The organism is Anaerococcus kampingae (assembly GCF_046365475.1).
GTDB classification, from domain to species: Bacteria; Bacillota; Clostridia; order Tissierellales; family Peptoniphilaceae; genus Anaerococcus; species Anaerococcus kampingae.
The window spans coordinates 14543-27692 of the sequence record NZ_JBGMEF010000029.1 but is presented as its reverse complement, the minus strand read 5'-3'; the positions used below and the strand labels follow the sequence as shown (position 1 = coordinate 27692).

The window sequence follows — 13150 nt, the reverse complement described above, 5'->3', positions numbered from 1 at the left end:
GGCCTGGCGCATTATTTTCTATTTCCAATAATCTAGCTTGCTTTCATCTAGGCCTATATTTTTTGCCATAAATACCGGCTCTTGGCCTTTGCTTCTTTGATCTATATAATCATTTAAGGCTTTTATAGATATACCACCCAAAAGCAAAATTGAGGATATATTGATTATTGTCATAATTCCCATAAGTAGGTCTGCAAAGTTCCAAACAAATTTCATTTCCATGCCTGCGCCTACAAAGATTACTAGGCTTGCTATAAGCCTAAAGCAAATCATGACATATTTATTCGGAGTCTTCTTAAATAAATAAGAAAGACATGAATCACAATAGTAAAGATTGCCCAGAAGAGTTGTAAAGGCAAAAAGGGCGAGAGATACTGTGATAAAAATATTGCCATATGAACCAAATACAGTTGCTAAGGATTTTTGCACTAGAGGCGAACCAGCAAGTTCTTCTGTTGGAACAACACCTGATACAAGAGACATAAAGGCTGTAGCTGTACATATTACAAGGGTATCAAGAAAGACAGAAATCATCTGTACAAGGCCTTGCTTTACAGGATGGCTTACTACAGCACTTGCTGCAGCATTTGGAGCTGATCCCATACCAGCCTCATTTGAATATAAGCCTCTCTTGATTCCCTCTACAAGGGCAGAACCTGCCACTCCACCAAAGATTGCCTTAAAATTAAAAGCATCGTCTAGAATTAATTTAAACATGGCTGGGATATTTGAAAAATTAATCACAATCATGACAAGTGACATTAATACATAAATCAAGCCCATAAAAGGAACTATAAAGGATGTAAACTTTATAATCCTCTTGCCACCACCAAGGATACAGTAACCTGCAACTAGGGCTAGGAGCCCTCCTATAATCCAAGGAGTCGTGTTTTTGTCATAAAAGCCATAGACCCTAAAGGAATCTTGGAGGTTAAAGGATGCAAGCATATTAAAGCCTAAGGCATAGGTCATAATCAAAGCTATGGCAAAGATTACTCCAAGCTTTCTAGAACCAAGGCCCTTTTCAATATAATAGGATGGACCACCGTAAGAAGTGCCATCATCAGACCTTCTCTTATATATTTGGGCCAGGGTTGATTCGATAAAGGCTGAGGCACCACCGATTATAGCTATAATCCACATCCAAAATACAGCCCCAGGACCTCCCAGGCAGATAGCATTGGCAACGCCAACTATATTTCCTGTACCTACACGAGAAGCGGTAGAAACCATAAGAGCCTGGAAGCTTGAAATATCCCCATCATGCTCAGGTTTTTCTACAATTACCTTAAAGGCATCGCCAAGCAGTCTAAATTGAATAAAGCCACTTCTAAAGGTAAAATAAAGGCCAGTTCCTAGTAAAATTATTATTAGGATTGGATAATACAAATATCCGTTGATTGTCGATATAAGGTTATCTATAAAACTCATAAAATTCCTTTCAAATTCAAACCAATTTACAATTGATCTTTAGGTCGTTCATTCACTAATCTACTATAGTGAAGCAACTCCTTTTTATTTTACTTTTATATGAATAATAAGTCAAGATTACTAATAGATGTGCTTACTACAAATTAGAATAAGTCTGAATAATAGATATTTATAGCAAATAAAATAACAAAATAATTAATATATATGAAAATATTTGAATAATAAAAACAGGATGGCTTATATTATTATAAAGCTATCCTGCCTTTTAAATTTATTTAAAATTTTTAAGAATTTTACAAAGTTGCCCTTATTCTCTTTGCAAATCTTCTTAGGGTGTAGATGAAGCCTATACTTCCTAGTATCGCTCCAATAAGTGTAGCTATTTTGCTGATTTTTACGAGCTTGTCGCCTTTTTCATCTTGGTTTTGGCTTGCTTTTAGGCTGCCATCTGAAAGTTTAAATTCTTCTGCTGGCCCTGATTCATCTCTAATAGCATTTACAAGGAGCCTGTCAGGTCTTGGTGGTAAAAATGGTGAACATGTCAAAAGTGTTATCATGTCCATATCTTCTCTTGGGGCAAGCTTATCCCAATCATATGGTCCTATAACTTCCTTATCGCTTACCACATATCTCATGGTTTGATTGGCTCTTTCGATGTAGATGTAGTCGCCTTGTTCTAGCTCATCTACATATAAAAACATAGTATCGCCCCACCAGCCCCTGTGGCCTGCTATGGCGCATCTTGTGCCCTTGCCACCTACTGGTATAGCTGTGCCTGCTACCTGGGCTACTCCCCTTGAAATATGCTCTTTTGTGGCATCTAAATATAGGGGTAGGTATTTATCAAGTTTTGGTATAGATAGGTAGGCAAAAGGTGTGTTTGTTTTTGTGAACATATCATAGCCATTTTCATAATCATCTGTTGTAAAAGGGTCTTGGACGCTCATATCAGAGTTCTTGATTATTTCATTATAGGCTAGGGCCTTTTTGTTTTCTTCATCAATTTTCTCCTGACTCTTTTCTGCCTCTTGTTTTTCGAAAGTTTTTTTGGCAGATGATGCGCTAATATCGTGGTATGACCTAAGTATTAGGGGGCTAGTCAAGAGGGCTAGCCCAACTAAAATAAGGATATATCCCAAAAATGATTTCTTAGTTAGTTTTATTTCTTTCTTCAATTTCTCTAAGCTCCTTACTTAAGTGGTCTGTTTTCTTCTTTTCTCTAAAGAGAGTTAGGATTAGGAGAAGTATTATAGGTATCATTACTAAAACCATCCTAAAGAAGTCAATCCTAGCCCTAGGTGTATTGGCTATACCATCATCAATAGCTGCTTGATAAGGAATCCTCTCCCCTCTGACTAAAAGCCTGTGGGAGTTGATCATATAGGGTGTACAAGTTAGAAGTGTAGCATAATCATGGCCTTCCACTACTAGAACCGGCTCAAAATTAGATGGTTCTACAACTTGGATTTTGTCTACCTTATATGCAATGGTTTCTTTGATATTTGTAATATAAAATACATCTCCATAGGACATCTGATCTAGGTTTCTAAAAAGCTTGGCATTGGGTAAGCCCCTGTGAGCGGTGATGACTGTATGGGTAGATTTACCACCGATTGGAAGGGAAGTCCCCTCCAAGTGGCCTGCACCTTTTTGCAAAACATCTTCAGCAGATCCTGCACGAATAGGTATATCTACGCCTATCTTTGGAATATTGACATGGCCTACCATCTCTTCTACCTCAAGCATCCTTGCATATTCTACCCTAGCTGCCTTTTCTATGTCAGTATAAGGGTCTGCAAGCCTAGATGGGTCTAGGGTCCTGTTATAGGCTTCTGCAAGAGCCATCCTCTTATCCAGATTTTCTGGTGGGAGGGCCTTGGCTGCCTTAACGAAGGTTATAACCTCATCTTCCTTTTGAATTTCATAATATTTTTGACTTATCAAAGGATAGGAGAAAATCAAAAGACCTAAAAGAAAGATGCCTACAAACATTAGCCTGTTAGGCTTTTTCTTTTTCGGATTAGTCATAGTCATCTCCATCATCTGCCGCTAGATTATCAAAGAGGTCTCCCTGACTTTTTGCCTTTGGTTTTACAATTGTAAAGCCTTTCTTAGATATCTCTGCAATCTTCTTAAAGTACTTCTTATTATCCCTTCTTAGCTTAAAGATTAGGATTATAAGGATAAGGATAAGGATAAGTGAAGCAAAGAATAGGATTCTAAATATCCAGTTATTTCTGCTTTCTCTGATTAATTCCTCATCAACTGCTGGTACATAAGGCACCCTGTGGCCCCTTACAATAAGCCTGTGAGTGTTAATCATTATCGGCGTACATGTTAAAAGTGTCGCATAATCATGACCTGGACTTATAAGAAGGTCATCAAAGTTTGATGGCTCTATGACCTTAATTTGGTCTACCTGGTAGGCAATGATTCCCTCGATATTTTCTATATAGAATTTATCTCCTATCTCAAGCTGGTTAAGATGGGTAAAGAGGGTCGCTTCTGGAAGGCCTGAGTGGGCTGTGAGGACTGTGTGGGTGGAATTACCACCGATTGGAAGGGAAGTACCTTCCAAATGGCCCACGCCCTTTTGGAGGATATCCTCGCTAGTACCTGCATAGATAGGGAGTTTTTGGTTAATCTTTGGTATATCGACAGTACCAATCATCTCCTCTACTTCTAGCATCCTAGCATATTCCTTACGGCCTTCTTCTTGTTTCTTACGGCTATAAGGATCTGATGCAATCTTTCCTGACAAGGACTCGTTGAAGGCCTTGGCAAGGTTGATACGCCTGTCTATTTCCTTAGTATCAAGCTTTTTGGCACCTTCAGAGAAGCTTGTAACCTGCTCATTAGATTCTATACGATAATAGAGCCTAGAAATAAGCGGATACATCATAACCATAAAGCCTAATAAGAAGATAAGCCTAAATATCCATTTACCTTTCTTGGATTTTTTCTTATTTACTTTTTTTGCTTTTTTGTCTTTTTTCGCCATTGTTTTTCCATTCATAAAAGAGGGGCGTAAGCCATCTGACTTAGAGCCCCTCTAATAGATTATAAAGAAGATTACTCTTAAGTAAATCTACTATGCTATTCTAGGTTTTTCTGCTGACCTGACTAATTTTACACCAGTTATTAAGAGTATTAGGCCAATAACAGCCATAATCAAAATTCTAATATCACCAGTCTTGACAATAGGTCCTCTTATAATCTTAGTCACACCTGTAGGTGTGTAATCTGTTGTAACTGTGTTTTGTCTTGTGATTTTTGTGGTTGGTTTTTCAGTTGTGATTGTAACATTTGGGTAGTTCTTTATGAAAATTGCCGCTTGTGAATCACTTCCAGCCTTAATTGTAAATTTGATAGGTTGACTTTCTGGATTAAATCCTGTAGGAGCTTTTACCTCTCTTAGGGCATAGTCTCCATATTCAAGGTCACTTACAGAAAATTCTCCCTTATCATTTGAAGTTACCTGATAATTTTTGCCATCTCTTTGAACTGTCACATATTCTCCATTTACAATCTTTTGTACTTGGAAAACAGCTCCGCCAAGTCTTTTGGCCTTGTCGGTATTATCAGTTTTGACAAATTTATAGCCACCTTTTGTAACTACGACATCTGAATGTATCTTAGCATTAGGTACAGTTAAATAAGGTTGATTGTCTTTTGTAGTAATCTTACCTTTTTCATAATAAAACTCATATTTCTTATCTAAATCAGCCTTATATTTGTCTGGCGCCTTTACCTCTTGGAAATAATAGTGCCCTTTTGGTAAATCTACAACAAATATGGTACCTTTTTCAGTAGTAATTAATACATCCTTATCCCCTTTTTCATCATAGGCATATTGTCCCTTTTCATTTAATTTAAGCTTTACAGGAGTACCATCTTTTTTAAACAACTTAAACTCAGCATCATTTAATGCTTCGCCCGTTTTATCATCAATCTTTTTTACTGTTGGATATCTTTTGTTTTCAACTACTACTTTCTTAGTTGGACTAGGTTCAAAATCTTCTGAAATTTTTCCGACATTCTCCTTATTTTCGTATCCCACTGGCGGAGCAACCTCTACAAAATAATATTTACTATTTTTAGGAAGACCTTCAACAGTTATTGTACCATCGCTCCAAGTTTCCATCTCACTTTCGTTTGTGGACGTAGAGTCATATTTATAAGACCCATTTTCCCCTGTTACAGCAACTGGGATACTTTTGTCTCCATCTCGTTTATATAGTCTAAATTTGGCTCTCTCTAAGAACATACTTTTATCAGCTTCATCAACCTTTTTTAAAATAACAGAAGGATTTAAAACAGTATTTTTCATTTTCACAATCATAAGTCCATCTTTTGCAGTCTTATCTGAAACTTCTTCAATAACAGTAATTAATCTTGTATCGTATTTGTTCTTTGATTCATCTGTTTCTTTAATAAGATAGAAACCAGGTTCAAGATTTTCTAATACAATTTTTTCAAAGGTACTTTCCTTATCAAACTTATCTTTGCTTAAAGTTTCGACAAGTTTACCATCATCATAAATTAAAGATTTATTGGATAAGGTTCCTTCGCTTTTTAGCTCTTTTTCAACTTCTGCCATTGGCAATTTGTTAAGCCTTTCAGCAGTTTCTATTAGGTGTTTCTTTTCATAACTTTCTGGTAGTTTAAAATATTTTATTACTTTTCCATTTGCCTTAATGTCTTGATCTTCGGATGTTCTATCATCAACATGGCTTATATTTAACTCAACTCTGTACTTTTTGTCGGTATTGGGTGGATTTGGCTTAGCTTCAGTTGATTTAGCAAAACTTTTTATACTAGGAATAAATATGCTAAGTACCATAATCAAAGGCAAAACTAGTCCTAGAATTTTATCTTTTACTATCTTTTTCATTCTTCCTCCTAGAATATAATCAGGCCTTTACTTCTTAATTCTTGCAATATATACTTACTTGGCCTTTTTAAGGAAATCTATATAAGGTTTCTTATATATAATTCATATATAAATTTTTTCTCTTCTAATTACTATTATTATATCACATTTATTTCAATAATACTATTGAAATCAAGCAATTGTGACTTAATATAAAATTTTCTAAATATATTACAAATTTTGTTAGTAAAATCTACAAATTTCCTAACAAAAAAAGAAACCCATTACTGAGTTTCCTTATATTTTATCCTAGCATTACATCTAAGATCATCATTACTACAAATCCTGCCGAAAAACCAAGGGTTCCTATGTTGGTGTGGCCTTCGCCCTCACCTGTTGCTTCTGGGACTAGTTCTTCTACTACTACATACATCATGGCTCCTGCTGCGAAGGCTAGAAGATAAGGTAGGATTGGAACTAGGTAGTGGGATAGGATTATTGTTAGAATTGCTGCGATTGGCTCTACTGCACCTGAAAATATTCCCATTCCAAATGCCTTGTGTTTATTTACTCCTACTGCCCTTAGAGGCATTGATATGATGGCTCCTTCTGGGAAGTTTTGGATGGCTATTCCTATGGATAGGACTATGGCTCCTGCCATTGTCATGTGGGTGTTGCCATAGAGGACTCCTGCAAATGATACTCCTACTGCCATTCCCTCTGGTATGTTATGTATGATTACTGCTAAAACCATCATGGTTGTTTTTCTGAGGCTTTCTGCCTTCATTCCTTCTGGATGGTCGCTATCTATATGCTGGTGAGGGATTACGCTGTCTAAAAATAGGAGGAAGAAGATTCCTACAAGAAATCCTACTGCTGCTGGTATCCAGCTCATTTTGCCCATTTTATCTTCTACCATGTCCATAGCTGGCATTATTAATGACCAGATTGAAGCTGCTACCATTACACCTGCGGCAAAGCCAGAAAGGCCCTTTTGGACCTTTTCTTTTAGCTCGCCTTTCATGATGTAAACACAGGCAGCCCCTAAGCTTGTTCCTATGAAAGGGATCATTATCCCTAATATTACATCTTTATTCATAGTCTTAGTCTATTTTCCAAATATCATCTGCATATTCTAGGATTGTTCTATCTGATGAGAAGAATCCAGCGTTTGCGATATTCTTTAGGCACTTTCTTGCCCATTCTTTTCTATTTCTAAATTCTTTGTTTAATTTAGCCTGTGTTTCTTTATAAGATGCGAAATCTTTTAATAGGTAGTATTGGTCAGCTCTACCGCCATTTTGTGGCTTGATTAGCTCGTTATAGATGTCTAGGAAGTAGTAAGAATCTTGGTCTTTGAATTCTCCACTTACTAGGGAATCTACTACATCTTTGATGTCTTCATCCTTGCTATAGTATTCAAAAGCATTGTAAGAATCTGCTATTTCTGCTAATTCTTCTACTGTTGCTCCGAATCTGTAGTTGTTTTCTTCACCTGCTTCTTCAAAGATTTCTACGTTAGCTCCATCTAGGGTTCCTAGGGTTAGGGCACCGTTTAGCATGAATTTCATGTTACCTGTACCACTTGCTTCCTTACCAGCTGTTGAGATTTGTTCACTTACATCTGCTGCTGGGAAGAGTTTTTCAGCGTAGGTTACTCTGTAGTTTTGTACGAATACAACCTTTAGCTTGTCATTTACATCCTTATCGTTGTTTACTACTCTTGCTACTTCGTTTGCAAGTTTAATCATTCCCTTTGCTCTAAAGTATCCTGGAGCTGCCTTACCACCAAAGATAAAGGTTGTTGGTGTGAAGTCTAGGTCTGGGTTTTTCTTTAGTTTGTGATATAGGTGGATGATGTGAAGGATGTTAAGGTGTTGTCTCTTGTATTCGTGGATTCTCTTGATTTGGATATCATAGATTGAATGTGAGTCAATTTTTATTCCTTCATTTTCTAGGATGTATTTAGCTAGTTGGTCTTTCTTTGTTTGTTTGATTGATAAGAACTCATCTAGGACTTTTTCATCATCTAGGAATTTCTCTAGACCCTTTAGCATTGCTAGGTCTTTTTTCCAAGCGTCTGTGCCTAGTTTTTCTGTGATGAAGTTTGTTAGTTCTCTATTAGCGTATACTAACCATCTTCTTGGTGTGATTCCGTTTGTCTTGTTGTTGAATTTCTCTGGGCTTTCCTTATACCATTCTTTGAAGGTATCATCTTTTAAGATTTGTGAGTGGATTTCAGCTACACCATTTACAGAAAATCCTACATAGATTGCAAGGTTTGCCATGTGTACTAGATCGCCTGTTACGATTCTGTATGGATCTATTGCCTTGTCGCTGAAGCCTCTATCTTTGAATTCTTTTACAAGTTTCTTATCGATTTGTTCTACGATTTCTAGACATCTTGGGCTTACTTCTTCCATTAGGTCAAATGACCATTTTTCTAGGGCTTCTTGAAGTACTGTGTGGTTTGTAAAAGCAAATACCTTGTTTGCTATTGCTAGTGCATCTTCAAAGTATATACCATTTTCATCTACTAATACCCTTACTAACTCTGGAATTGCCATGATTGGGTGGGTATCGTTTAGTTGGATTACGTGATATCTTGCGAAGTTTTCGAATTTGAGGTCTTCTGGGAAGTCTCTCTTGTATTTTTCTACCATATCTTGGATTGATGCTGAACAGAAGAAGTATTGTTGTTTTAATCTTAATAGCTTTCCTGCTCTTTGCATATCATTTGGATATAGGACTCTTGTGATGTCTTCTGCCCTGTTTTTCTCAGCTACTGCATCGTCATATTCGAAGTTGTTGAATTTAGCAAAGTCAAATTCTCTAAATGGTTCTGATTGCCACAATCTAAGTGTGTTTACTACACCATTTTCAAAACCAACTACTGGCATATCATATGGTACTGCCTTTACTTGTTGGTCTCTAAATTTAACTATTTTCGCATCAGAGTCTACTCTGATTGACCAGCCGTCACCATCTTTTATCCAGCTATCGCCGTATTCTACTTGGAAGCCATTTTCGATTGCTTGTTTAAAGATACCTTCACGATATCTAACACCGTAACCATATAGGCTTAGTTTTTGGCTGGCAGCTGAATCTATGAAGCATGCTGCTAGTCTTCCTAGACCACCATTACCAAGGGCTGCATCATCTTCATAGTCTTCTATTTCTTCAAAGTCTATGCCCATTTCATTTAAAAGTTCTTTTACTTCATCATAGATTCCTAGGTTGATAAGGTTATTTCCTAGAGATCTACCAATTAAGAATTCTGCTGATAGATAGTAAGCTTTTCTTTCTTTTCTAACTTTTTGCTTACTTCTTCTCCAATCTTGGTTGATTAGTCCCATGATTGTATCGCAAAGGGCATCATATCTGTCCTTATCTGATGTATCTTCAAAGCTTTTTAAAGTAATTCTTTGAAGATTTTCCATGTACTGATCAGCAAATTTTTCCTTAACTAACTTATTCATTAAATCCTCCCGTAAGTTTTTGCCATCTTTTCATATTTTTCAGCGATTTTCTTATCGAAGTCGCTTTCTACCGCTCTCCAATCCCAGTTTCCACCTACGATACCCGGACAGTTTATCCTTGCCTCATTGCCAAGGCCGAATAGGTCTTGGATTTCAAACATACATACGTCTGATACTGATGCCATAAGATTTCTTGCTATTGTCTCTCTTATGTTCTCATCTTTTTCATCTTCACCGATTCCAAAATATGTCCTTATAAGTTCTAATAAATGTTCGTCAGCATTATCTAAGAATCCTTGAAGAGTGTCAGAGTCGTGGGTTGATGCGTATACCATTGAGTTTCTCTCGTAATTGTGTGGTAAATATTCGCTATCAAAATTATCACCGAAGGCAAATTGTATTACCTTCATGCCTGGGAAGGCATAGTGGTTTATCAAATCTTCTACTTCTTTTGTTATAAAGCCTAAGTCTTCTGCTATATATTTTGCATCTGGATAGGCTTCTTTGATTGCATCGAAGAAGTCATAAGCTAATCCCTTTTCCCATTTTCCGTATCTTGCTGTATCGTCTGTTGCTGGTATGGCATAGTAAGCTTCAAATCCTCTAAAGTGATCTAGTCTTAGTATATCATAAAGTTTGAGGCAGGCTCCAATCCTTCTTTTCCAAAAATCGAATCCTTCAACATCCCTCATGTATTCCCAGCGGTAGATAGGGTTGCCCCAGAGTTGTCCATCTTCTGAATAATCATCTGGAGGCGCTCCACCAACTACTATAGGTCGTTTTGTTTCTTTATCAAGTTTAAGTATTTCATAATTAACCCAAGCATCTGCAGAATCATAGGCTACATAAATTGGAAGATCGCCTATTATCTCGATTTCATGCCTATTTGCAAATTCTTTTAATTTATTCCATTGTTTAAAAAATTCGTATTGTAAATAGACATAGAAATCTATTAATTCTTTATTTTCTTTTTTAAATTCATCTAGGGCAGATTTTTTTCTATTTCTAAGATCTTCATCCCAAAATTCCCAAGACTTATCAAGGTTATCTTTCTTAATAGCCATGAATAGGGCGTAATCTTCTAGCCAATTAGCTTCCGCTTTTCTAAATTCTTTGATTTCCTTGGCGTATTTTTCTTTTGCATTTTTATAAGCTATTTCTAAGACCCTATATCTTACATTGTAGAGTTTAGCATAGTCTATTTCTCTTTCGTTCCCACCAAAATCTATATTTTCTAGGTCTTCTTTTTCTAAAAGTCCATCTTCTATTAACATATCTAAGTCTATAAAGTATGGATTGCCTGCAAAGGATGAGAATGATTGGTAAGGGCTATCTCCGTAGGAGGTTTGGCCTAGAGGTAGGATTTGCCAGTATTTGGCTCCACAATCATTTAGATAATCTACAAAGTCATAGGCTGCCTTTCCAAAGGTGCCGATACCATAATTTGATGGCAGTGAAAATATTGGCATGATTATGCCATATGATCTGTCTAATCTTTTTTGTTGTTTATTCATAAATATTCCTTTCAAAATATATTAGGCCTGTATAGGTCCTTAGACTCTTATCAAAATCTTCTAGGTAGAAGGAATGTCTTCTGCCCCAGCTTGATACGACTAGTTCATGCTTATCATTTTTCTTATTCATCTCTGTTATAACTAGGCCGTGGTGGCTCATTATATCTATGTCCCTGCTTAGCCAATTTATAAAGATAACAGGAGAGTCTTTAGCCAAGGCTTCTTCTATGAAAGCAATCTTTTTTTCTAAAGATACCTTCTTAAGGAGGTTTTCCTCAAGAATCCTGTAGGATAAACCTAGGTTCATCTGATGATTTAAAATTCTTATCCTCCTAAGAAGAGAACTGGCTGTGGGAACCCCATTTGCTTTGGGTCTTAGCCTTCTATAAAATTTATATTGCATATCATTGTAGGTTTTAAAATCTACAAGTCCCCTTTCAAACATGTAAAAATATACATTGGTAAAGGCTGTCACCACACAGGCCCTATCCCTAAAAAACTTGGATAAACCAAGTTCTTTAAGCCATTCCTGATGGCCACCATAGTAGGTCGCACCTTCCTTTAGGACGGGGACAAAATAATTACTCTCTTTAATCTTCATCTCCGATATCAATCTCCTCTATAGTATAACTTTTATCTTCCTTCTCTTTAATCTTGGCATCATCAAAGTTCTTTTCCTTAAGCTTGTTATTAATCTTTTCTAGATAGAGGGTGTAAAATACTGATACAACTGGTATTGATATTAGCATACCCCAAATTCCAAACAAGGATCCACCTATAGTTACAGATGCCATTACCCAAACAGCAGGAAGGCCTATTGCATCGCCTGCTATATAAGGGAAGATTAGGTTTTCTTGGATCTGTTGAATGATAACATTATAGGCCAAAAATATAAGGGCCTTAAATGGTGATTCAACAAAAATCAATATTGCTGAAAATCCAGTACCAAAGATTGGACCAAAAATTGGTATAAGGTCTGATATACCGACCACTATCGAAATAATTGGCGCATTTGGTATCTTAAATATCTTCATACCTATAAAGGTGAGGACAGATAGGCAAAGTACTGATATCATCCTTGAAAATACATAATCCTTGAAGGTGTTATAGGAAAGTGATAAGACCTTGTTGATATAGTCAGCCCTTTCCTCGCTAAGCAAAGCGTAGATAAGTCTTGTGCCATTTGTCTTAAGCATTTTCTTATAGACTAATACAAAGATAGAGAAAACTATCATTGTAAAAATCCCAATTACACCGCTGGATACTGAGTTTAAAAATCCTGTAGCCTTGGAGAAAAGGTCAATATCATTGCCATCTATAAATGAAAAGATAGCATTTCTAACATTGTACCAACCCACACCGCTAAAGGCATTCATGAATTTATTAGCGTAAGGCTCTGTCAATTCATGTTTTTTTAGAAAATGATAGGTTGAATTTACAAAGTCTGGCCACCTGATAGAGAAGGTATAGACAATCTTAACCATAGATGGGATCAAGATATTTATGAGTATTACTAGAAAAGCTATGAGCAAGACCCATGATATGAGGATTGATGAAATTGATATAAGCTTTCCATGCTTAGAATTCTTATCAAGGGAATGTAGCTTCCTCTCAAAAAAGTTGGTTGGAATGCTCATCATAAAGGCCAGGGCACCGCCAATAATAAAGGGCGATAAGACCGCATAGAGAGTAGAAAAAGCCTTAGACACTTCTCCTATATAAAATAATCCAAAATACAATAAAATTCCTATAACAACTACCTTGAGTAGGTTCCTAGATTGCTTGTCTAATTCTTTCATTCTTACTTCCTTTTTTTTATAATTCATATTCATTTTACCATTAATTGTGATAAT

General features: G+C 36.4%; 10 protein-coding genes. All 10 read right to left on the bottom strand.

What is annotated here, in order from left to right; all coding sequences use genetic code 11:
• Positions 1-18: 18 nt before the first annotated feature.
• Entirely contained in the window at positions 19-1431 is a 1413-nt protein-coding gene (locus tag ACCQ42_RS07530) for an alanine/glycine:cation symporter family protein (RefSeq protein ID WP_410035811.1), read from the bottom strand.
• A 293-nt stretch (positions 1432-1724) separates the two neighbouring features.
• Complete coding sequence (locus tag ACCQ42_RS07525) at positions 1725-2606, bottom strand: class C sortase (protein ID WP_410035810.1); 882 nt, start codon at positions 2604-2606, stop codon at positions 1725-1727.
• Positions 2581-3459 carry a class C sortase gene (locus tag ACCQ42_RS07520; RefSeq protein WP_410035809.1) on the bottom strand — a complete coding sequence of 293 codons (879 nt, stop codon included), beginning with the start codon at positions 3457-3459 and terminating at the stop codon, positions 2581-2583. Before ACCQ42_RS07520 ends, ACCQ42_RS07525 begins: the two co-directional genes overlap by 26 nt.
• The gene (locus ACCQ42_RS07515; protein ID WP_106460929.1) at positions 3452-4432 is read right to left on the bottom strand and encodes a class C sortase; all 981 of its coding nucleotides are present in this window, start codon (positions 4430-4432) and stop codon (positions 3452-3454) included. The genes ACCQ42_RS07520 and ACCQ42_RS07515 overlap by 8 nt, the downstream gene beginning before the upstream one ends.
• A gap of 90 nt (positions 4433-4522) precedes the next feature.
• The gene (locus ACCQ42_RS07510; RefSeq protein ID WP_410035808.1) at positions 4523-6325 is read right to left on the bottom strand and encodes an MSCRAMM family protein; all 1803 of its coding nucleotides are present in this window, start codon (positions 6323-6325) and stop codon (positions 4523-4525) included.
• Between the two features lie 283 nt (positions 6326-6608).
• A complete protein-coding gene (locus ACCQ42_RS07505) occupies positions 6609-7403 on the bottom strand; it encodes a ZIP family metal transporter (protein ID WP_106460931.1) in 795 nt (264 codons plus the stop codon).
• A 4-nt stretch (positions 7404-7407) separates the two neighbouring features.
• A complete protein-coding gene (locus ACCQ42_RS07500) occupies positions 7408-9783 on the bottom strand; it encodes a glycogen/starch/alpha-glucan phosphorylase (RefSeq protein WP_410035807.1) in 2376 nt (791 codons plus the stop codon).
• A complete protein-coding gene (malQ, locus tag ACCQ42_RS07495) occupies positions 9783-11297 on the bottom strand; it encodes a 4-alpha-glucanotransferase (RefSeq protein ID WP_410035806.1) in 1515 nt (504 codons plus the stop codon). The genes ACCQ42_RS07500 and malQ overlap by 1 nt, the downstream gene beginning before the upstream one ends.
• The gene (locus ACCQ42_RS07490) at positions 11290-11898 is read right to left on the bottom strand and encodes a hypothetical protein (protein WP_265236079.1); all 609 of its coding nucleotides are present in this window, start codon (positions 11896-11898) and stop codon (positions 11290-11292) included. The genes malQ and ACCQ42_RS07490 overlap by 8 nt, the downstream gene beginning before the upstream one ends.
• Positions 11888-13096, bottom strand: a complete 1209-nt coding sequence (locus ACCQ42_RS07485; protein WP_410035805.1) for an AI-2E family transporter — start codon at positions 13094-13096, stop codon at positions 11888-11890. Before ACCQ42_RS07485 ends, ACCQ42_RS07490 begins: the two co-directional genes overlap by 11 nt.
• Between the last annotated feature and the right edge of the window lie 54 nt (positions 13097-13150).

Coding starts and splice junctions, on each gene's coding strand:
- ACCQ42_RS07530 (WP_410035811.1), bottom strand. CDS start 1,431: ATGAGTTTTATAGATAACCTTATATCGACAATCAACGGATATTTGTAT.
- ACCQ42_RS07520 (WP_410035809.1), bottom strand. CDS start 3,459: ATGACTAATCCGAAAAAGAAAAAGCCTAACAGGCTAATGTTTGTAGGC.
- ACCQ42_RS07515 (WP_106460929.1), bottom strand. CDS start 4,432: ATGGCGAAAAAAGACAAAAAAGCAAAAAAAGTAAATAAGAAAAAATCC.
- ACCQ42_RS07510 (WP_410035808.1), bottom strand. CDS start 6,325: ATGAAAAAGATAGTAAAAGATAAAATTCTAGGACTAGTTTTGCCTTTG.
- ACCQ42_RS07505 (WP_106460931.1), bottom strand. CDS start 7,403: ATGAATAAAGATGTAATATTAGGGATAATGATCCCTTTCATAGGAACA.
- ACCQ42_RS07500 (WP_410035807.1), bottom strand. CDS start 9,783: ATGAATAAGTTAGTTAAGGAAAAATTTGCTGATCAGTACATGGAAAAT.
- malQ (WP_410035806.1), bottom strand. CDS start 11,297: ATGAATAAACAACAAAAAAGATTAGACAGATCATATGGCATAATCATG.
- ACCQ42_RS07490 (WP_265236079.1), bottom strand. CDS start 11,898: ATGAAGATTAAAGAGAGTAATTATTTTGTCCCCGTCCTAAAGGAAGGT.
- ACCQ42_RS07485 (WP_410035805.1), bottom strand. CDS start 13,096: ATGAAAGAATTAGACAAGCAATCTAGGAACCTACTCAAGGTAGTTGTT.